Raw genomic sequence first — 20,728 nt, 5'->3', positions numbered from 1 at the left:
ACGGTTCAACGCAGGTGACGGCCCAAGCGGCCTTCCAAGTGTTTGAGGCTGCGGCGCACCAGCTCGACGATCAGCAGGTACAGTACGGCGGCCCACAGGTAGATTTGAAAATCGAAACTGCGCGAGAACGCCAGTTTGGTCACGCCCATCAAATCGTAGATGGTCACCAGCGAAGCGATGGCGCTGGCCTTGATCATCAGGATCAGCTCGTTGCCCAGTGGCCCGATGGCGACAATCATCGACTGCGGCAGGATGACCTTGAAGAAGGTGGTCGAGCGCTTCAGGTTCAGCGCATGCGCCGCTTCGTACTGCCCCGGCGCCACCGCCTGCAGGCTGCCGCGAAAGATTTCTGCCTGGTAGGCGGCGGTGTTCAAGGTGAACGCCAGCACCGTGCAGTACCAGGCGTCACGGAAGAACCACCACAGCCCCACGTCTTGCCAGAAGTCCTTGAAGGCACTCAAGCCGTAATAAAGCATGAACAGTTGCGCCAGCAGCGGCGAGCCGCGGAAGAAGTAGATGTAGCCGGCGCTCAGGCGTTGCAGCACAAGGTTGTTGGACAGTCGCGCCAAGGCCAGCAGCAGGCCGAACACCGCGCCCATGGTGAACGACAGCGCCACCAGCTTGCCGGTGACCAGGAGCCCGTCGAGAAAGCGCGGGCCATAGCGTTCGAGCAGGTCCGGGTCGAGGAACAGCCGCACAAAGTCGTCGAAAGTCATGGGCGTGCGCTCCGCAGGTGACGGCTGAAGTGCCGTTCGATCAGGCTGAAAATGCGCCCCGAGAGGGCGGAAAACAGCAGGTAGCCAAAGCAGGCTACGGCATAGAAAAACATCGGCTCCTTGGTCACGCTGACGGCCAGGTTAGTCTGGCGCATCAGGTCCACCAGCGAGATGGTCGACACCAGCGAGGTGTCCTTGAGCAGCGACAGCCAGTTGTTCGACAGGCCCGGCAGGGCAGTGCGCAGCAACTGCGGGAGGACCACCTTGAAGAACGTCGTGCGCTTGCCCAGGCCCAGCGCCGACGCGGCTTCGTACTGACCCTTGGCCAGGGTCTTGAAGGCGCCCAGCCAGATCTCGCTGGAGAACGCGGCAAACACAAAGCTGAACGCGACCATGGCGGCGATGAAGGTGTTGATCAGCACTTCGCCCTCATAGCCCATGGCGGCGAGGATTTTCTGCGCGGCAATCTGGCAGCCGTAGTAAATGATCAGCAGCGTGAGCAGCTCCGGCAGGCCACGGAACACCGTGGAAAACACGGTGGCCATTGCGCGCGGCAAGCGTTTGGGCGAGCGCGTCGCCAGGGCCAGGGCGAGGCCCAGCGGCAGGCCGATGGGCAAACAGGCCAGCGCCAGGGAAATGGTCACCAGGGCACCGGCCAGCAGGGCCTGGCCCCAGCCGCCGCTGGCGAAAGACAATAAGGACAGTTGTTCGATCATGCTCGAACCTCTCGGGCACGCACGTTAATCCGCAGCCCCACGCGCTGTGGGGCCGGGCTCAAACGGCAAAGGTGAGTAGTACGTGCGGTTTAGTAGATGTTGAAGGCGAAGTAGCGGCTGGCGATCTTCTGGTAAGTGCCGTCTGCGACGATCTCGTCCAGGGCCTTGTTCAGGCGCTCGCGCAGCGCGTCATCGTCCTTGCGCACGGCTATCGAGGCGTCGGCGGTGGTGCCGTTGATGTCGCCCAGGTACGAGCAGCAGTCCTTGCCGGACTTGCCGAGCCATTCGAGCAGCGGGAACTTGTCGGCGATCACTGCGTCCAGGCGCCCGGCCGCCAGGTCCGCGTTGGCTTCGTCCATGGTCGGGTAGAGTTTCACTTCGGCCCCGGCCTTGCCATACACGTCTTCGGCGTAGATCGCCTGGGTGGAAGAGGACTGGGCGCCGATCACCCGGCCTTTGAAATCAGTCTGGGCGTCGGTGATGTCACTGCCTTTGGGCACGGCCAGCGACAGGGGCGTCTTGTAGTAGTGGTTGGTGAAGGCGATTTTCTTGCGGCGCTCTTCGGTGTTGATCATCGAGGCCACCACGGCGTCGTACTTCTTGGCGATCAGCGCCGGGATCATGCCTTCCCAGTCCTGGGCGACGAGGGTGCATTGCACCTGCATGCGCTCGCACAGGGCGTTGCTGATGTCGACGTCAAAGCCATGCAGCTTATTGTCCGAGTCCACGTAGTTGAACGGCGGGTAGGCGCCTTCGGTGGCGATTTTCAACACTTCGGCGTGGGCTGTGCCCATACCGGCCAACAGCAGCGCACAGGCACCCGCCAAGCGGACGACTCGTTTCATGTTGCACCTCGATCTGTTCACACTTTTGCTATTGTTGTTTGCTCGTTGACGACGTATAGCCAACGAATTCGTTGTGTAGTGCGGCAGTTGCTTCCAAGCGTTTTTCAACGTCCGGCCCGAGTTTTTTGCAGACCTCGTTGACCATCAGGTGTACCCACGACAGCATCGTCGCGGAGGACTCCCAAAACAGATTGAATTCGGTGGGGATGCGAAACACTTCATCGGCATGGGCATCGGCCCAGTCGCAGAAGGTGTCGGTCACCAGTGTGACCGGGATGCCCGCTTCGCGTGCCTTGCGACACAGCGTCAGGGCGTGGCGCGAATAACGGCGCGCTTCGAACACCACCAGCGCGCAGTCTTGCGGGCGGCTGAGCAACACCTCGCCAAAGTGCCCGGCAGCGCCATCGACCACCTGCACGCCGTCGCGCAGGTACTGCAGCAGATGGACCATCGACAGGGCCACGCCGCGTTCGGTCTGAAAGCCTGCGACACAGACTTTCGGTGCACTGGCCAGACGCTGGGCCACGGTTTGCCAGGCCTCGGTGCGGCTGTATTCATAGACCCGCACCAACGCTGCAACTTCCAGCTCCAGGCTGCGGGAGGCGTCTTGCGAGTCGTTGCCTGGCTGTTGGCGAAATTCTTGTAAACGATCACCGACCAGCCACGGGCCGTCGCCCAGGTCGTCCTTCAGATCGTTTTTCAGCTCCTTGAAATGGCTATAGCCCAACGAACGGCAAAAGCGCCCGACGCTGGACTCGCTGACCCCGAGTTTTTGCGCAATGCTGGCGGAGGTCTGGAACGGCAGCTCCGGCAAATTGGCGAGCATATAGGTGGCGATTTTCCGACCTGAAGCGGCTGCCGTTGGCAGGCTGTTTTCCAGACGTTGTTTGATCGGTTGGCTCACAGCTCGTTCTCAAGGTTGTTGCGCTTGGACAAGAAAATGAATGTTTTCTGTCACTAAGTCAACAATTGACAGATAACTGTCATTGGGCGAGAGTTTCGACCTGTCCGAGCACCGCTGCAGCCCCTCCAACCATCAATAATGGAGCTCCAGATGTCCGTAACTCCCGATCACGCCGTTGAACATATTGCCTTTGCTGACTTGCAGGCCTTGCTGGAGACGATTTTCGTTCGCCACGGCACCTCCGCCGAGGTGGCCCGCGTACTGGCCTTCAACTGCGCCAGCGCCCAGCGCGATGGCGCTCACAGCCACGGTGTGTTCCGCATTCCAGGGTACGTGTCGACGCTGGCCAGCGGCTGGGTGAACGGCAAGGCAACGCCTGTGGTCGAGGATGTGGCCTCGGGATTTGTGCGCGTCGATGCCGGTGGCGGCTTTGCCCAGCCGGCGTTGGCGGCGGCACGCGAGTTGCTGGTGCAGAAGGTGCGTGAGGCGGGCATCGCGGTGCTGGCGATTCATAACTCGCACCACTTCGCGGCCTTGTGGCCGGATGTCGAGCCGTTTGCCGACGAAGGGCTGGTGGCCTTGAGCGTGGTCAACAGCATGACGTGCGTGGTGCCACACGGGGCGAAGAGGCCGCTGTTCGGCACCAACCCCATCGCCTTCGCCGCGCCGTGCGCGGGCAGCGACCCGATCGTCTTCGACATGGCCACCAGCGCCATGGCGCACGGCGACGTGCAGATCGCCGCGCGCAAGGGTGAGCAGCTGCCGCCCGGCATTGGCGTCGACCGTGACGGCAACCCGACCTGTGACCCGGCGACCATTCTGGACGGCGGGGCACTGCTGCCGTTTGGCGGGCACAAGGGCTCGGCGTTGTCGATGATGGTCGAATTGCTGGCCGCGGCGCTGACCGGCGGCCATTTCTCCTTCGAGTTTGACTGGTCAAAGCATCCAGGCGCGAAGACGCCCTGGACCGGTCAGTTGATCATCGTCATCGACCCGCAGAAATCCGGCGGCAGCTTTGCCCAGCGCAGCCATGAGTTGGTCCGGCAGATGCAAGAGGCCGGCCTCAAGCGGCTGCCGGGCGAGCGGCGCTACCGCGAGCGCGAGCTGTCGGCGCGCGACGGCGTGATGGTTGAGCGCGAAGAAATGCAGCGCCTGCGCGCGTTGGCGGGAATCTAATTTGGCTCAGCCGTTCACCCGTATGTAGGAGCAGAGCTTGCTCGCGATGCAGGCGCCGCTGTTTATCTGGTAGACCGCGGTGAAGCTATCGCGACGGTTCGGCGCCCCGACAAGCTCTGCTCCTACAATCTGCGGGAGAGCGTCCCAAACCATAAAATTCCCTACAGAGTCCATAAGCCATTGGTCGGCAACCTTGATGTCTATCCACCCAATCTGTCGATCCGGCCCATGCTGGATCGACTGGTAAGCAGGTCGAGCCGATCCCCGGTTCAAACAGGAGAAACGTCATGTCCTATGTCGATGGTTTTGTTGCCGCGGTACCCACTGCCAAACGCGAGGAATTCAAGCGCCATGCCAATTCCGCCGCAGCCGTATTCAAGGAATATGGCGCATTGAGCGTGGCCGAATGCTGGGGCGATGACGTGCCCGAAGGCAAGGTGACGTCGTTCCCGATGGCGGTCAAATGCAAGGAGGACGAAACAGTGGTGTTCTCCTGGATCATCTGGCCGTCGCGCCAGGTACGCGACGAGGGCATGGCCAAGGTGATGGCCGACCCGCGCTTGCAGCCGGAGGTCAATCCGATGCCGTTTGACGGGCAGCGGTTGATCTTCGGTGGCTTCGAGATGATCGTGCAGGCTTGAAGCCTCAGGCGCTGGTGGATTTTACTCCTTGACGTTCATGAACTCCTCGGCCCAGACGATGTAATCCTCGGGCCGGGTGTAGGTGTGAGTCAGTTCGGTGGCATTCAGGTCCGAGGTGTTGCTGACAATCTGACGCTGTTCGCGCAGGCAATCATAGGTGGCCTTGATCGCGGCGAAGTAGGCGCCATGGCCGTCCACGACAATGCGTACACCCAGCTCGGCCATTCGCTCGTCGTCGCGCAACAGCGGGTTGGCATAGGTGACCAGCATCAAGGGTACGCTCAGGCCTTCGGCAATCTGTTCCAGCTGTTCGAAGTCACGTACGCCGACGATGCAAATGCCGTCCGCGCCAGCCTGCTGGTACTGCTGGGTGCGGTTGATGACTTCCCGCACCGGCACCAGGGCGGCGTTGGTGCGGGCGATGATGGCCAGTTCCGGGTCGACGCGGGCTTCCAGCGCTGCGCGGATCTTGCCGACGCCTTCGGCAACGCTGATCAGGTCGGTGGACTTGCGACCGAATTGGGCCGGCAGCAGGGTATCTTCGATGGTCAGCGCCGCGACGCCTGCACGCTCCAGTTCAATCACCGTGCGCATCACATTGAGTGCGTTGCCGTAGCCGTGGTCGGCATCGGCGATGAACGGCAGTTGTGCCACCCGACCGATGCGGGTGGCCTGCTCGGCGAATTCACTCAGGGTGATCAGGGCGAAGTCTGGTGCGGCCAAGACCTGCAGCGAGGCGACCGAGCCGCCCAGGATGCCGACTTCAAAGCCAAGGTCAGCGGCGATGCGGGCCGACATCGGGTCGAAGACGGAGGCGGTGTGATAGCAGGTGTTCGAGGCAAGCAACGAGCGGAAATTGCGGCGCAAATCTGTGTGAGAGGCCCTGGGCATAGTGACTCCGGTAGCAGTGTTGATTCGACATGCTCGGTCGAATCGACGAATCTAATAGTTCATTTGGGTGCTGAAACGATACGGCAAAAAGGCTATCACCGCCAAATGAATGGTCGATGAAGCCGATGGGTCCAAGAGAGCAGAACATGACAGAAGAGACAGGTTCAACCGCGCAGACCTACGTCCTCAGCGGGCGCAGCCTGGTGCAAGGCCGTGCGCAGGGAGAGCTGGTGTACGCCGAAGTCGGCCTGAGTTTCTGGGGTGGGGTGGAGCCGTCGACGGGTGAGGTGATCGACCGGCATCACCCGCTCAGTGGCGTTTGCCTGGCCGGCAAGGTCCTCGCCATCCCGAGTGGGCGCGGCTCGTGCACGGGCAGCAGCGTGATGCTGGAACTGATCCTTAACGGGCATGCGCCGGCCGGGTTGCTGCTGGCTGAGCCCGACGAGATCCTGACCTTGGGCGTGGTGGTGGCCGAGGTGATGTTCGGCCATTCGTTGCCGGTGGTGTGCCTGGGGGCCGACGGGTTCGCGCGCTTGCAGGACGGCGCAGCGGCGCGGTTGGAGAGCGGGCAGGTGACCGTGTTCGAACAGCTGCCTGCCGTGACATGGGCGCCGTCTGATGGGGTGGACAGCGCCGCGCCGAAGACATCGCTTCATCTCAATGCACTCGACCGCGAAATGCTCGACGGCCGGCACGGCAAGGCCACTCAGGTCGCCATGCAACTGCTGATGCGAATCGCCGCATTGCAGGGCGCGCGCGAGCTGGTGGACGTCACCCAGGCGCATATCGACGGCTGCATTTACACCGGCCACGCCAGCTTGCGGTTTGCCCGCAAATTGGTGGAGTGGGGGGCACAGGTGCGGGTGCCGACCACCTTGAATGCCATTTCGGTCGATAAGCGCAGATGGCGCGAACTCGGGGTCGATGCCGCCCTGGGGGAACCTGCCAGTGCCCTGGGCGACGCTTATCTGGACATGGGTGCACGGGTCAGCTTCACCTGCGCGCCGTATCTGCTGGAGACGGCACCGGGCCTTGGCGAACAGATCGTCTGGGCCGAGTCCAACGCGGTGGTCTATGCCAACAGCGTGCTGGGAGCGCGCACGCTCAAATACCCGGATTACCTCGATATCTGCATCGCCCTCACAGGTCGCGCGCCGCTGGTCGGCAGCCACCGGGACGACGGCCGCAAGGCCACGGTGCGCATCGATGTGTGCAAGCCGGCCGGGGCCGATGACGCCTTCTACCCCTTGCTCGGCTATCACGTGGGGCTGCTGGCGTCGACCGAAATTCCGGTGCTCTGCGGCCTGGAACAGGCGCAGCCGAGCCTGGACGACTTGAAGGCGTTTGGCGCCGCGTTTGCAACCACCTCGGCGGCACCCATGTTTCATATTGTCGGCGTGACGCCTGAGGCGAGCAGCGTCGAACAGGCACTCGGCGGTCTTGCGCCGCGTCGCCTCATTGAGGTCAGCCGTGACGCGCTGGCCCGGTCATGGGCAGAACTGGACAGCTCCACGGAAGTGGCGGTGCAGCTGGTGTCGCTCGGTAACCCGCATTTCTCGCTGACGGAATGCGCGCGGCTGGCGCAGCTGTGCGCGGGGCGCCGCAAACATCCGGGCACCGCGCTGGTGATCACCCTGGGGCGCGATGTTCACGAGCGCGCCCGTGCGGCCGGGTACGTCGCGGTATTGGAGGCCTTCGGCGCGCAGCTGGTGACGGATACCTGTTGGTGCATGCTCGGCGAGCCGATTGTCCCCCCTGGCACCTCCACGCTGATGACCAACTCCGGCAAGTATGCCCATTACGCCCCGGGGCTGGTGGGGCGCAAGGTGCATTTCGGCAGTCTGCAGAACTGCGTGCAAGCGGCTTGCAGCGGGCAGTGGGCGGGCGGCTTGCCGGCGTGGCTGATGACTGCGCCAGAGGCGGTGTCATGATTACCTTCAAACAGTTGGAAGCCATTTACTGGATCGTGGAATTGGGCAGCTTCGAGTCGGCATCGCTGAAGTTGAACATGTCCCAGTCGGCGATTTCCAAACGCGTTCAGGAGCTTGAGGACGCGTTCGATGTACCGATTTTCGATCGTTCAAAGCGCAGCGCCCGGCTGACGGAAAAAGGCACCGAGTTGTTTGAATACGCCTCGGAAATGCTGCGCCAGCGCGATTACCTGCTCGAGCGCATCAGCTCCAAGGAGGTGCTGGTGCGGCGCTTTCGCCTGGGCGTGACGGAACTGACCGCCCTGACCTGGCTGCCCGCACTGGTTGAAAGCATCCGCCAGGCTTACCCCAGAGTGGTGCTGGAGCCTTCGGTGGAGCTCAGTTCGGAGCTGTTCAAAAAGCTTGAGAACGATCAGCTCGACCTGATTATCGTGCCCGATGTATTCGACGACGCACGCTTTGTCGCCACCCCGCTCAAATCCGTGGAAAACGCCTGGATGTGCGCGCCCGGCCTGTACCAGGACACCGGGCCCATGGACGTGCAGGCGCTGGCGTCCTACACCGTGCTGACCCAGGGCTCAAGCTCGGGCACCGGACTGATCTACGACCGCTGGTTCGCCCAACATGACGTGCGCTTCAACCGCACGCTGATCAGCCACTATCTGGTCGCCCAGGTCGGCCTGACACTCTCGGGGGTGGGCATCAGCTACCTGCCGCGCCAATGCCTGGCGCCGCTGGTTGACCAGGGTCGCTTGCGGGTCATCGAAACCCGCCCGCGCTTGCCGCAGATCCGCTATGCCGCCGTGCACCGCGCCGATCGCTTGCAAGGCCTGAGCGTGGAAGTGGCAAGGCTGGCGCACCAGTGCTGTGATTTCAGCCGGCTGCTCTTGCAGGACACCAGCAACCCGTAGGAGCCGAGCTTGCTCGCGATGAACGATGACGCGCAATACCTGTAAAACCGCGACGCCCTTATCGCAGGCAAGCCTGGCTCCTACAAATGTTTACTAAAAGTGATGTTTTGAGATTAAAAAATATCGCTAAAAGTATTGGCTGGCCTTTCATAAGATCGATCCATGCCCACACGGGTTTCAATCGTTCATGGAGGTCATCATGTCTTTCCCTGGTTCGCGCATTCTCACTTCCCCACCGCTGGCATCGGCAGCGCTCATCGATGCCTTTCGCAGCGTCGTTACCCCGCACATCAGCGATAACCTGGGACGCCATATCGGTGCCCGTGGCCTGACGCGCTATAACCGCACCGGCAAGCTGGTCGGCACGGCCCTGACGGTCAAGACCCGTCCAGGCGATAACCTTTACATCTACAAGGCGCTGACCTTGCTCGAGCCCGGCCATGTGCTGGTGATCGATGCCCAGGGCGACAACACCAACGCGGTCATCGGCGAGCTGATCAAGCTGTACGCCGAGCAGCGCGGTTGCGCAGGCTTTATCGTCGACGGCGCCATCCGTGATGTGGCCAGCTTTGAACACACCCCGTGCTACGCCCGCAGCGTGGTGCATTGCGGCCCGTACAAAAGCGGCCCGGGTGAAATCAACGTGCCGGTGTCCATCGGCGGCATGATCGTGAGCCCCGGCGACATCATCGTCGGCGACGAAGACGGCTTTGTCGCTTTCTCCCAGGCTGACGCCGCGCAGGTGCTGGCCAAGGCCCGCGAACACGAGGCCCATGAGGAACAGGTAAAAGCCGAGATCGCCACCGGGGCCGTGGATCAGTCATGGCTGGACAGGGTGCTGGACAAAGCCGGCCTTGCCAACTGAGGAGCTCGACGCCGCGCACCAGGCGATGTTTTCAGGCCAGACCCATTACACCAGCACGCCCGGTACCGGAAAATCCCGTGCCAGAGTGGGTGCCATCGCGAGCAAGCTTTGCTCCACACCGATCTACATAATTGTCGAAACTGCGGTGCTTTTGATTTTGTGGGAGCAAGGCTTGCCCGCGATGGAGCCGGGCTTGCCCCAATGCCAGTCAGTTAAGGCATAGATTCTGTGGGAGCGGATTTATCCGCGAATGAACGATGACGCGCAATGCCTGAAAAACCGCGGTGTATTCATTCGCGGATAAATCCGCTCCCACAGGGGTTGTGTCGCTCAATGCCTTAACTGACCGGCATTGGGGCTTGTCGGATCGCCGCACCGCCGCGATGAACGATGACGCGCAATACCTGTAAAATCGCGGCGTCCTTATCGCGAGCAAGCTCGGCTCCTACATCAAAAAAATTGCAGTCAACCATAGAATCTCCCACAGATGATCGCCTCAGCTTTTGTGGCAGTCGGCCTCGCCACTGATATTGAGCGGACGCTGTGGGAGCAAGGCTTGCCCGCGAGAGGCCCGAAAGTGCGCAAGATCGTTCAAGCCATCCCCCGCAACGGATGGCAAAGTAAGGCTCTTTATCTGCCGTAGTTGAGTGTTATGTCTGACCATCACTTGCCGCGCAGCGCTTTTCTGCGCGGTGCTGTTGCGATTGTGCCGTTGTCGCTGGCAACGGCGCCCTGGGGCCTGCTGGCCGGCTCCATGGCCATTGAAGCCAACCTGACGCCCCTGCAGGGCCAGGGCCTGTCCACTATCGTCTTTGCCGGCGCCGCGCAATTGGTCGCCATCGGCATGCTCAAGGGCGGTGCCGGGATCTTTTCGATCCTGCTGACCACCTTGCTGCTGACTTCCCAACACCTGCTGTACGGCATGAGCATGCGCCCCGCGATTTCGACCCTGCCGGGTCGCTGGCGCCTGGGTCTGGGCTTTCTGCTCACCGATGAATTGTTCGCCCTGACCAGCCAGCACGACACGCAGCAGTTCAACCGCTGGTACGCGCTGGGCGTGGGCTTGACCTTTTACGTGGCCTGGAACCTGTTCACCCTGGTGGGCATTGTGCTCGGCAGCAGCATTCCCGGGCTCGACAGGTTGGGGCTGGATTTCTCCATCGCCGCCACCTTTATCGCCCTGATCACGCCTCTGGTGAATAACGTGCCGACGGTGGTCTGCGTCGCCACCTCGCTGTTCTTTTCGGTGTTGTTCAGTTACTGGCAATGGGGGCCGGCACTGGTGTTGTCCGGGCTGGCGGGGATGAGCGCGGGGTTTGTCTGCAACAAGCTGTACAGGGGACGGGCATGATGGTCTGGGCGGTGATTTTCGGCATGGGCCTTTTGGTCTTTCTCAACCGTTACGTGTTTCTCGAACCGCGCCTGCCGGTGCGCCTGAGCAGCAATGTCCGGCAGTTTCTCGGTTTTGCCGTTCCGGGCATGCTGACCGCGATTTGCGGACCGATCGTGTTCATGCCCGACCAGCAGCTGAACCTGAATGTCGACAACCCGTACCTGCTCAGCTCGCTGGTCGCCATCGGCCTGGTGCTGTGGACGCGCAACACCTTGCTCAGCATGGTGCTGAGCATGGCGTTCTTCTTTGTATTGCGGGCCTGGCTGTAAGCCGGATCAGTTCGGGGCTGCGGTGTAGACCGGGGTCCCTTCCTTGATGGTCTGCAGCACACGCAGGTCCTTGATGGTGTGCGGCTCGACCTTCACCGGGTTGCGGTCAAGAATGACCAGGTCCGCCAGCTTGCCCTTGCTCAAGGTGCCCTTGTTGTCTTCCTCGAAGTACTGGCGCGCCGACCAGTCGGTGATTGCCTTCAAAGCGATATAAGGGCTGACACGCTGATCCGGGCCGATCACTTCGCCGCTGCGGCTGGTGCGGTTTACCGTGGTGTGCAGCACCATCAGGCTGCTTGGCAGCGCCACCGGGGCATCGTGGTGTTCGGTGAACCACATCTCCCGTTTCAGCGCCGAAGCGGTTGGCGAGATGTGCCAGGCGCGTTTCTTGCCCAGCGTTTCGTCCCGGTGCCAGTCGCCCCAGTAGAAGGTGTGCATCGAGAAAAACGACGGCACGATCCCCAGGGTTTTCATCCGGTCGAGCTGATCGTCACGCACGGTCTGGGCATGGATCATCACGGTGCGCCGGTCGTCATTGCCGTAAGTCTGCGCCGCCTTGTCGACGTCATCGATCAGTTGCTGCGCCGCGGCGTCACCATTGGTGTGCGCCAGCAGTTGCCAGTTGTGTTCGAAGGCAAGGTTGACCAACGCTTGCAAGTTCTTGTTTTCGGCAAAGGCCGGGTAACCGCGATAGTCGGTCGGCTGCCCATGGGGCGGGTGGAAGTAGGGCTGGCTGAGCCAGGCGGTTTTGCCTTGGGGCGAGCCATCCAGGCTGAGCTTCACGCCGGCGACACGAAAGTGATTGCTGTAGGTGGGCTGGGTGCCGTTGGCGAGCATGAACGCCCGCTCGGACTGCAAGTCCGGGTAGGCGGCGACATCGATCTTCAGCCGACCCTGTTGGGCCAGGCGCTGGAAGGTTTCGACCACGCCCTTGCTGGAGCGGCCCTCCTGGGCGGTGGTGTAGCCGAACTCGCTGTAATACTCGGCGCCGGCCAGCGCGATGTCTTCGTTGGTCTTGGCGTCGAGATTTCCCATGGACTGGCCCAGGGCGGTGAAAAATGCCATCTCTTCCAGCACGCCGCTGGGGGTGCGGCCATCGGCTTCACGGCGGATCGCGCCGCCTTTGGGGTCTGGCGTCTGAGCGGTCATGCCGGCCAATTCCAGGCCCTTGTGGTTCATCACGCCCAAGTGGCCGGACTGGTGCATGATGATCACCGGCACCTCAGTCGACACCTGGTCTAGGTCGGCAGCGGTGGGGTGACGTTTTTCGGCAAGCTGCGAGTCGTCATAGCCGAAGCCGATGATCCAGCCGGTCTTGGCAATGAAGTCACCGCTGTTGGCTTGCCATTGCTTGAGCTGCGCGACCAGCGCCGGAATGTCCTTGCCGGGGCCATCGGGCGGTGGCAGCAGGTTGGCCGTCAGCTTCTGGAAACCGGTCATCCAGGCATGCCCATGGGCATCGACAAAACCTGGCAATAGCGTGTGGCCCTTGAGGTCGATGGGGGTTGTGGTGTCGCCCTTGAGTGCGTCGGCGCCTTTGCGATCGCCGACGTAAATGATCCTGCCATCCTTGACCGCCAGCGCTTCGGCGTAACGCGCAACCATGCCCTCCATGGTGAGAATGTCGCCACCGTAGTAGAGGGTATCGGCAATGGTAGCGCCAGGCTCGGCGTCTTCGGCGTGCAGCGACCCTGCCGCCAAAAGCGCGGCCATCAGGCAGAGCGATATCATTGGACGCATACAGACATTCCCTTGATAGAAATCGGTGGCTTGATCCTGGGTGTCGAGCCGTTGGTGTTGCGCGAGTGTTCAGCCAGGCCGCGGGTGCGTCAACCTCCATTCAGACGAAGACATTTCTGCCACCTGCGCCAGCAGAAATGGCAGCAACAACGGACACGTCCAATCGGGCAGTCATCGCCCCACAGAATGTGGTAATGATGGCAGCGTCCAGAGAGATAACCTGCTGAGAGGCTTATGAGGTTCACGTCAAGCGCCACGCTGCAAACACTTCGCGGTTTCGAGCTGTCACCTCGGGCGATCACCATCGTGCCCAAGGCTGCGCACTATCGTCAGCGCCTGCTGGACATGATCGCAGCCGCGGAACGACGGATTGTGATCGTCGCCTTGTATTTGCAGCAGGACGAAGCCGGCCAGGAGATCCTCGACGCGTTGTATCGCGCCAAGGCCGCGCGCCCGGTGCTGGACATCGTCATTGTGGTTGACTGGTTCCGCGCCCAGCGCGGCTTGATCGGCGCCGGCAAGCAACCGGGCAACTCGGCCTGGTATTGTGCCGAGCGCCAGCGCCAGGGGTTGGACGTCCCAATCTATGGCGTACCGGTGCAGACCCGTGAGCTGTTCGGTGTACTTCACCTCAAGGGCAGCGTGATCGACGATTGCGTCATCTACAGCGGCGCGAGCCTGAACAATGTCTACCTGCACAAGTTCGACAAGTACCGCCTGGACCGTTACCACCTGATCCACAGCAAACCATTGGCCGATGCGTTTCAGGGCCTGGTGCAGCACGTGCTGGATTCAAAGGCCGCCAACCGCCTGGACCTGCCGTCGCCGCCCACTTCACGCAGCCTGCGCGCTGATATCCGCCAGCTGCGCACCAGCCTCAAGCGCATGGCCTACGAGACCTTCCAGGCCAGCGACAGCGCCGAGGGTTTGCGGGTGATTCCGTTGCTCGGGGTCGGCAAGCAGAACCCGCTCAACCGCACCATCTGCCAACTGGTCGCTGCCAGTCACCAGCGCTTGACCCTGTGCACGCCGTATTTCAATCCGCCACGGGTGCTGATCGATGAAATCAACCGTGCGCTGGTACGCGGGGTGGTGATCGATATCATCGTCGGCGACAAGATCGCCAACGACTTTTATGTGCCGCCCGAGCAGCCGTTCAGTGTGAGTTCGGTGCTGCCGTATCTCTACGAAAAAAACCTGCGCAATTTCGCGCAAAAGCACCAGCAGGCCATTGCCGAGCGGCGACTGAACCTGTTCGTCTGGAATGATCCGGGGCATTCGTATCATTCCAAGGGCATCTGGGTCGATGAGCGCTACACCCTGTTGACCGGCAACAACCTCAACCCGCGAGGTTTTCGCCTGGACCTTGAAAACGCCTTGCTGATCGACGACCCCAAGGCGCAGTGGGCCGCTGAACGCGACCAGGAGCTTGAGCAGATCAAGCAGCATGTCAGCCGGGTCGAGCATTTCGACCAGCTGCAAGCCTTCGATGAATACCCCAAACGGGTGCGGCGATTCTTGCAGCGGGTACGCTTCACGCGGATCGAGCGCTTGCTCTATCGCATGCTCTGACACCTGCGCAGGTCAACTGGCCGCCAGCAGCTCGGCGACGCGATCGCGGGCTGCGGCGGCGCAATCGCTGTCGACCTTTTCCGAGGCGCCGGAAATGCCGATGGCGCCAATCAACGTTCCCTCCCAGAAAAACGGTTCACCCCCACCGAACAACGCCAGGTTGGCCTGCAGTGGCAAACCTTGCTGCACGCCCGGCGAACACTTGCTCAGGCGCTCGTCCCAGGCGCCGGTGGAAACCTTGAAGCCGGCGGCGGTGCGCGCCTTGCTCAAGGCAATGTCGCGGCTCTGGTTGGGGGCGTTGTCCATATGGCTCAGGTGAATCAGCTGCCCGGCAGCGTCGACCACGCTGATACTGACGCTGACATTCAGGCTCTGCGCCAATTGTTGTGCGGCCTGGCTGGCGAGGGTGGCGAGCACCAGGGTGATTTGCGGTTGTTGGCGCAGTAGACCGTTCATGGGCGAGAAGTCCTGAGGGGAGTAGGGCGCAGGATGATGAACATCCCAAGCATTGGCGGCAAGCCCTTGGGGCTGCTGCGCAGCCCATCGCGGCCGGGTCCGCTCCTACAGAATTGTGTTGGCCCTGTAGGAGCGGACCTGGCCGCGATGGGCCGTGAAACGGCCCCTGCATTTAACAGCGTCGCTCAAGCCGCTGGCATGTCCACCCAAGTTTAGATCTGGCTGCAGCCAAGCGGCCCTGGCAGCCAGTGACAAAACCCACGGCAGCCTCGGGCAAGACGCAATACCTGTACAGGTGCAAAGTGGTGATGCAGCGCCCCACGGTCAAGGACAGGCCGCGGGGCTCATAACCATAACATCTGCTTTCGAGGTCCAACACGATGTCGATCAACGCCAAGCTCACCGCGCATCTGCACCGGGGGACGGTCGGCTTCCCGACAGCGCTGGCTAGTACCATCGGCCTGATCATGGCCAGCCCTGTGATTCTGACGGCAACCATGGGCTTCGGTATCGGTGGCGGTGCGTTTGCCATTGCGATGATGATCGCGGTGGTGATGATGCTGGCCCAGGCCAGCACGTTCGCCGAGGCGGCCTCGATACTGCCGACCACCGGTTCCGTGTACGACTATATCAACTGCGGCATGGGGCGTTTTTTTGCGATTACCGGCACGCTGTCGGCCTACCTGATCGTGCATGTGTTCGCCGGCACTGCCGAGACCATCCTGTCCGGGGTGATGGCGCTGGTGAACTTCGAACACCTCAACACCCTGGCTGAATCGGCAGGTGGTTCGTGGTTGCTCGGGGTCGGCTTCGTCATCGTGTTCGGCGTTCTCAATGCCTTCGGTGTCAGCGCCTTCGGCAAGGCTGAAATCATCCTCACCTTCGGCATGTGGACCACCTTGATGGTGTTTGGCGTCCTTGGCCTTATCGCTGCCCCCGCGGTGCAGTTGGACGGCTTGTTCGGCGAGTCGCTGGTCGGCACCGACCTGGTGACCATCCTGTCGCTGGTGGGCATGGCCATGTTCATGTTTGTCGGCTGTGAGTTCGTGACCCCACTGGCGCCAGACCTGCGCCAGTCGGCCAAGGTCATGCCACGGGCGATGGCGCTGGGGCTGCTGGGGGTCGCGTCGTGCATGTTCATCTATGGCGCGGCGATGAAGCGCCAGGTCGAGAACGTGGTGCTGGACGCTGCCAGCGGTGTGCACCTGCTCGATACTCCGATGGCGATTCCGAAATTCGCCGAACAGGTGATGGGCGACATTGGCCCGCTGTGGCTGGGCATCGGTTTCCTGTTTGCCGGTGCCGCGACCATCAACACGCTGATGGCTGGCGTGCCACGAATCCTCTATGGCATGGCGGTCGATGGTGCGTTGCCGAAGGTGTTTACCTACCTGCACCCGCGCTTCAAGACGCCACTGTTGTGCATTCTGGTGGCGATGATCATTCCGTGTGCCCATGCACTGTGGCTGGGTGGCAACACCGACAACATCATGCACCTGGTGCTGGCGGCCGTGTGTGCCTGGAGCACTGGGTACCTGCTGGTGACTGTGTCGGTGGTGATCCTGCGCATTCGCCGCCCGGACCTGCCGCGTGCCTATCGCTCGCCGTTCTTCCCGCTGCCGCAGATCCTTTCCAGCGTCGGCATCCTGCTGGGCATGTGGTTTATCACACCGCCGGGCATGAACCCCGCCGACATCTACGTACCCTTCGGCCTGATGCTCGGCGGCACGGCGATGTACGCGCTGTTCTGGACGCTGGTGGTGCAGAAGGTCAATCCATTCAAGCCCGCTTCGGTTGAAGAAGTGCTGCTCAAGGAGTTTGCCAATGAACCGGGCAGCCATCACGGCGAGTACCTGCAACATGCTGCGAAAACTCTCTGAGTTCATGTGTGCCCAGCGCGCCCCGGCCGGTTACCGCCCCGGGGCGACCCTGGAACACCTGCGACGCAACCTGGGCCTGGCCGGTTTCCAGATGATGGAGCCGGGCCGGGCTCGCCTGCTGTATGAGGACGGCGAGCTGGCGTTCGAGATCCATGAACGCACCGAATCACAGTGGCTGATGCACTTGGTGATGACTGAGTTCGTGCTCCGCATACCCGCCTCGCAACAGGGCAGTGCGCGCCTTGAGGTGCACCACGGTGGCGCCATTCGGCGCAGCGGGCTGGTGTGCCGCCGGCGTGCCGGCGACAAGGCGATCGTGACAGCGCTGGACGAGCATTTACAGGCCGACAGCGCCTTGCTGGCCACGCTGTTGCCACTGGACTTCAAACGGCTGCACATCGAGCTGGCGGATGGCTGCTGGACCCTGCGGCTGGAGCACATGGGCGGTAGTGAAGTGGTTAACAAAATGCCTGCCTTTCGTCGCTATATTCGCCTTAACCCTGACCAGCGAAAGTGCTTGCTCGACAGCCTGGAGGGCGTGAAACGCCTGCTTTTGAGACTTTGAACGGACGAGTTGGCAGCCATTCTGCTTTGCCGTTGGAATATCTCAAGTTGTTGCGCGCAAATAGATAACATGTTAACTGTTGCTCAACAAAAACAAGATGCCATCGTGGAGGTAGCTATGAGCATCCATTCGGCCAGTTTGTGTCAGCTCGATCGCTGGAACGCCACCATGCAGGCCACCTGCGGGCGTTTCGACACCGAGCTTGCCTACAATCGGTCTCTGTTTATCGGTGAAATTTCCAACTGGTCCCGAGGCGGTTTGTCGTGGGCCAACTTGCGAACCAATGCCGGCGTGATTCGTCGCAACAGCCTGAATGCAGACCGTGACGACGATCAGGATTGCTTCCTGATCAGCCAGCGCAGCGGTTATGCCCAGGTCTCTAAAAACGGCGTCAGCATTCAGTTGGCCCCCGGTGACATGGTGTTGATGGACTCGGTGGGCAGCTGTGAAATAACCCCCTTCGGGCTGATCGAGCACGTCTCGCTGGGGCTCTCGCGCAATGAAGTGCGCAAGCATCTGGGGCAGGGTGTGGCAGCCTTCGGCAAGATTTCCCAGAACAAGGCATGCGGGCGCATGCTCCACCTGCTCATGGACCAGCTGTGCAAGGAAACCGGCGACCACCATGCTGCCGGCAGCGAGGGCGAAGCTCTGCAAACGGCCTTTGTGTCGCTGTTGGGTTCGGCGCTGGAACGCGATGATGACGAGCGCGAACTGCCGCTCAACCTCAACGGTGCCAATCTGCGCAGTTATGTGCAGAAAGTCATCGATGAATCCCTGGCTCAACCTGGCCTCACCCCGGTCAATCTCGCCAATCGCCTGAACATTTCGGTGCGTCATCTGTATCGCCTGTTTGAAGAGCAGGGCGACAGCGTTTGCCGTTACATCCAGCGCGCCCGTCTCAAACGCAGCGCTGACGACTTGTCCAACCCGATCCTCAAGACCGAATCGATTACCTCCATCGCCTACAAATGGGGCTTTACCGATTCCGCGCATTTCAGCCGTTCGTTCAAAAAGCACTTCGACCTGTCGCCCAAGGACTTCCGGGCGAGTTCGATGCAGCACGCCATGGCTCCGGCCGCCTAACAGGTTTATCGCACAAGGAAATCATGAAGAGGTTAATGGGTTGACCTTCAATGGCACCCCCTATAGGCTTGCCCGGATTCACTACCTACCGTTCGGTAGGTCAATAAATCCGGGATGCCACCCATGTCTTCACCTGCACCTTCGCTGCCCTCCAACCTCAAATTCGCTGCGGCACTGGCCCTGATCGGCGTGCTCGGTCCATCGGCCGTGGACATGTATCTGGCCAGCATGCCGAAGATTGCCGAGGAATTTGGCGGCAGTTATGCCCAGGTGCAGCTGACGTTGACGGTATTTCTGTTGGCCATGGGCGCCGGCCAGTTGGTGTTTGGCCCACTGGTTGACACCCTCGGCCGACGCGGGCCGCTGATGGCGGGCTTGCTGGTGTTTATCGCAAGCTCCGTGGCGGCCGCCGAAGCGGGGAGCCTTGAGGTGCTGTTGTGGGCGCGGTTTGTCCAGGGGCTGGGCAGCGCGCTGACCCTGGTGGTGATCATGAGCATGGTCCGAGATGTGGCTGAGGGTGCACGGGCAGCGCAGATTTTCGCCTTGCTGATGACCATCGAAGGCCTGGCGCCGGTGCTGGCGCCTGCGGTCGGCGGTTTCCTCGATAGCCACTTCGGCTGGCGCGCGATCATGTGGGTGCTGGCGGCGCTTGGCGCTCTGGTATGGCTCAACTCCTGGGTGGTGCTCGAGGAAACCCTGCCGCGTGAAAAGCGCCAGCCGTGGCAGCCACGCAGCATCCTGCGCACCTACCTGCGAATCGCCAGGGACGGCCAGTTCCTGCGCCCGACGCTGGCGCTGTCGGCAGTGTTTTTCTTTCTGTTTGCCTATATCGGTGGCGCGGCGTTCGTCTACCAGACCCATTTCGGCCTCAGCAGCGAAACCTTCGGGGTGCTGTTTGGCGTTACAGGCGTGGCGGTCCTGCTCGGCGCGATGCTGGCCGGTCGGCTGGTCAGCCGATTCGGACTTGCACGCCTGGCATTGGCCGGTGCTGGCTGTATGTTGGCTGGTGCGTTGCTGACGCTGCTCAGCGCGCTGGCCGGTGTCGGTCTGGCAGGCGTGGTCGGCGGGTTGGCGCTGGCCATGCTCGGCCTGGGCATCTGTGAAGCCACGCTAATGGCGCTGGTGATGGCCTCGCAAACCCGCTCGCTGGGTTCGACGGCGGCATTGTTGGGAGCCTTTCAGTTGATGATTTCCTCGTCCGCGACGCCACTGTCCGGCATCATGGCGCCCTTGGGCACTGCGCACTGGGCGGGGCTGCTGGCCGCGTCGGCGCTGGTGGTGCTGCTGTTGACCCGTGCCTGCGCACGCCAGGCCGTGAATGCGCCGGCCAGCCTCGCCAGCCACTGACTTTTGACGGACCGGGAGCCTGTTTTGAGAACCCTGACACCATCGGCCGAGCGTATTTGCCTGATTGCCGTGGAGCACTTTGCCGAACACGGTTACGACGCATCGTCATTGAATGAAATTGCCGGCGCTGCCGGGATGCGCAAGGCGTCGCTGTACGCCCATTTCACCAGCAAGGACGACCTGTTCGCGGCGGTATTCGAGCGTGCGCTGGCGGCCGAGTATCAATACGTGGAGCAGTGCTTCGCGCAAGCCGGGCGCGCGTGCGGCGTGCCGGGCCAGTTGCACAGCGAGCGCTTGAGCGAGCGTTACGAGTGTTCATCGAACCTGCGCTTTTTGCTGCGCACAGCGTTCTTTCCGCCGGCTGAACTGCGCCCGGCGATCAGCCGTGGCTTCGAGGCGTATCTGGAGCGGATGGGCGAGTTGTTCCGTGCGGCCTTGCGCGCTCAATCAGTGGATATGGATGAGTCGCGGCTGACGCTGTTCAGCGATGCATACCTGGGCATCATCGACAGCCTGCACGTGGAGTTGTTTTATGCCGGGCCCGAGAGTTATGCGCGGCGCCTGCGGGCGTTGTGGTACATCTTTGCCCAGTCGCTGGAGAACCCGACCTTATAAATGTGGTGCGGCCTCTTCGCGGGCAAGCCCGGCTCCTACGGTAGGAGCCGGGCTTGCCCCAATGCCGGTCAGTTAAGGGATGAACCGCCGAAATCCGTGTAGGAGCGGACCTGGCCGCGATGGGCTGCGAAGCGGCCCCGGCGATTCTGAAATCACCTGCACTCGCTGGCTCAATCACAGATGCCAATGGCCTCCGGGGCCGCTGCGCGGCC

The 20,728-nt window shown here is 61.9% G+C and carries 20 protein-coding genes; 13 read left to right on the top strand and 7 right to left on the bottom strand.

Features of this window, described 5'->3' with window-relative positions:
• Window positions 1-5: 5 nt before the first annotated feature.
• The 4 genes from GUY40_RS19810 to GUY40_RS19795 form a co-directional block, all read right to left on the bottom strand.
• A complete protein-coding gene (locus tag GUY40_RS19810; RefSeq protein WP_166570601.1) occupies window positions 6-716 on the bottom strand; it encodes an ABC transporter permease in 711 nt (236 codons plus the stop codon).
• Window positions 713-1,432: an ABC transporter permease gene (locus GUY40_RS19805; protein ID WP_166570600.1), complete on the bottom strand. Its 720-nt coding sequence runs from the start codon at window positions 1,430-1,432 to the stop codon at window positions 713-715. Before GUY40_RS19805 ends, GUY40_RS19810 begins: the two co-directional genes overlap by 4 nt.
• A gap of 89 nt (window positions 1,433-1,521) precedes the next feature.
• Entirely contained in the window at window positions 1,522-2,277 is a 756-nt protein-coding gene (locus tag GUY40_RS19800; RefSeq protein WP_166570599.1) for a transporter substrate-binding domain-containing protein, read from the bottom strand.
• Window positions 2,278-2,305: 28 nt separating this feature from the next.
• Window positions 2,306-3,181 (bottom strand): MurR/RpiR family transcriptional regulator, encoded by an 876-nt coding sequence (locus GUY40_RS19795; protein WP_166570598.1) that lies wholly within the window; start codon window positions 3,179-3,181, stop codon window positions 2,306-2,308.
• Between the two features lie 150 nt (window positions 3,182-3,331).
• Here GUY40_RS19795 and GUY40_RS19790 point away from each other — a divergent pair, with 150 nt between their 5' ends.
• Window positions 3,332-4,357, top strand: a complete 1,026-nt coding sequence (locus GUY40_RS19790; protein ID WP_166570597.1) for an Ldh family oxidoreductase — start codon at window positions 3,332-3,334, stop codon at window positions 4,355-4,357.
• A gap of 287 nt (window positions 4,358-4,644) precedes the next feature.
• On the top strand, window positions 4,645-4,998 hold the full coding sequence (locus GUY40_RS19785) for a DUF1428 domain-containing protein (RefSeq protein WP_166570596.1): 354 nt from the start codon (window positions 4,645-4,647) through the stop codon (window positions 4,996-4,998).
• Between the two features lie 21 nt (window positions 4,999-5,019).
• On the opposite strand, the gene GUY40_RS19780 is transcribed toward GUY40_RS19785, so the two are convergent.
• On the bottom strand, window positions 5,020-5,889 hold the full coding sequence (locus GUY40_RS19780; protein WP_166570595.1) for an oxaloacetate decarboxylase: 870 nt from the start codon (window positions 5,887-5,889) through the stop codon (window positions 5,020-5,022).
• A gap of 146 nt (window positions 5,890-6,035) precedes the next feature.
• Between GUY40_RS19780 and GUY40_RS19775 the strand changes: the two genes are divergently transcribed.
• From GUY40_RS19775 to GUY40_RS19755, 5 genes are all read left to right on the top strand, one after another.
• On the top strand, window positions 6,036-7,820 hold the full coding sequence (locus GUY40_RS19775) for an aconitase X (protein ID WP_178117889.1): 1,785 nt from the start codon (window positions 6,036-6,038) through the stop codon (window positions 7,818-7,820).
• Window positions 7,817-8,731 (top strand): LysR family transcriptional regulator, encoded by a 915-nt coding sequence (locus tag GUY40_RS19770; protein WP_166570594.1) that lies wholly within the window; start codon window positions 7,817-7,819, stop codon window positions 8,729-8,731. Before GUY40_RS19775 ends, GUY40_RS19770 begins: the two co-directional genes overlap by 4 nt.
• Window positions 8,732-8,930: 199 nt before the next feature.
• Entirely contained in the window at window positions 8,931-9,596 is a 666-nt protein-coding gene (locus GUY40_RS19765; protein WP_166570593.1) for an RraA family protein, read from the top strand.
• Between the two features lie 652 nt (window positions 9,597-10,248).
• The gene (locus tag GUY40_RS19760; RefSeq protein WP_166570592.1) at window positions 10,249-10,947 is read left to right on the top strand and encodes an AzlC family ABC transporter permease; all 699 of its coding nucleotides are present in this window, start codon (window positions 10,249-10,251) and stop codon (window positions 10,945-10,947) included.
• Window positions 10,944-11,258 (top strand): AzlD domain-containing protein, encoded by a 315-nt coding sequence (locus tag GUY40_RS19755; protein WP_166570591.1) that lies wholly within the window; start codon window positions 10,944-10,946, stop codon window positions 11,256-11,258. The genes GUY40_RS19760 and GUY40_RS19755 overlap by 4 nt, the downstream gene beginning before the upstream one ends.
• Window positions 11,259-11,264: 6 nt before the next feature.
• Here GUY40_RS19755 and GUY40_RS19750 read toward each other — a convergent pair whose 3' ends face one another.
• Window positions 11,265-12,998 carry an amidohydrolase gene (locus GUY40_RS19750; RefSeq protein ID WP_166570590.1) on the bottom strand — a complete coding sequence of 578 codons (1,734 nt, stop codon included), beginning with the start codon at window positions 12,996-12,998 and terminating at the stop codon, window positions 11,265-11,267.
• A 234-nt stretch (window positions 12,999-13,232) separates the two neighbouring features.
• Between GUY40_RS19750 and pssA the strand changes: the two genes are divergently transcribed.
• Window positions 13,233-14,570: a CDP-diacylglycerol--serine O-phosphatidyltransferase gene (gene pssA / locus GUY40_RS19745; protein ID WP_166570589.1), complete on the top strand. Its 1,338-nt coding sequence runs from the start codon at window positions 13,233-13,235 to the stop codon at window positions 14,568-14,570.
• Window positions 14,571-14,582: 12 nt separating this feature from the next.
• On the opposite strand, the gene GUY40_RS19740 is transcribed toward pssA, so the two are convergent.
• Entirely contained in the window at window positions 14,583-15,026 is a 444-nt protein-coding gene (locus GUY40_RS19740; protein ID WP_166570588.1) for a heme-binding protein, read from the bottom strand.
• Between the two features lie 380 nt (window positions 15,027-15,406).
• On the opposite strand from GUY40_RS19740, the gene GUY40_RS19735 reads away from it, so the two are divergent.
• The 5 genes from GUY40_RS19735 (at window position 15,407) to GUY40_RS19715 (ending at window position 20,516) form a co-directional block, all read left to right on the top strand.
• Complete coding sequence (locus tag GUY40_RS19735) at window positions 15,407-16,906, top strand: APC family permease (RefSeq protein ID WP_166570587.1); 1,500 nt, start codon at window positions 15,407-15,409, stop codon at window positions 16,904-16,906.
• On the top strand, window positions 16,887-17,471 hold the full coding sequence (locus tag GUY40_RS19730) for a DUF3156 family protein (RefSeq protein WP_166570644.1): 585 nt from the start codon (window positions 16,887-16,889) through the stop codon (window positions 17,469-17,471). The genes GUY40_RS19735 and GUY40_RS19730 overlap by 20 nt, the downstream gene beginning before the upstream one ends.
• A gap of 117 nt (window positions 17,472-17,588) precedes the next feature.
• Window positions 17,589-18,554, top strand: a complete 966-nt coding sequence (gene feaR / locus GUY40_RS19725; protein WP_166570586.1) for a transcriptional regulator FeaR — start codon at window positions 17,589-17,591, stop codon at window positions 18,552-18,554.
• Window positions 18,555-18,677: 123 nt separating this feature from the next.
• Window positions 18,678-19,901 carry a multidrug effflux MFS transporter gene (locus GUY40_RS19720; RefSeq protein WP_166570585.1) on the top strand — a complete coding sequence of 408 codons (1,224 nt, stop codon included), beginning with the start codon at window positions 18,678-18,680 and terminating at the stop codon, window positions 19,899-19,901.
• 24 nt (window positions 19,902-19,925) lie between these two features.
• Window positions 19,926-20,516 (top strand): TetR/AcrR family transcriptional regulator, encoded by a 591-nt coding sequence (locus tag GUY40_RS19715; protein ID WP_166570584.1) that lies wholly within the window; start codon window positions 19,926-19,928, stop codon window positions 20,514-20,516.
• The last annotated feature ends 212 nt before the right edge of the window (window positions 20,517-20,728 follow it).

The sequence above is a fragment of the Pseudomonas sp. R5(2019) genome (assembly GCF_009905435.1).
GTDB lineage: Bacteria > Pseudomonadota > Gammaproteobacteria > Pseudomonadales > Pseudomonadaceae > Aquipseudomonas.
The sequence above is the reverse complement of the archived record's forward strand: the minus strand, read 5'-3'. Positions and strand labels throughout refer to the sequence as shown.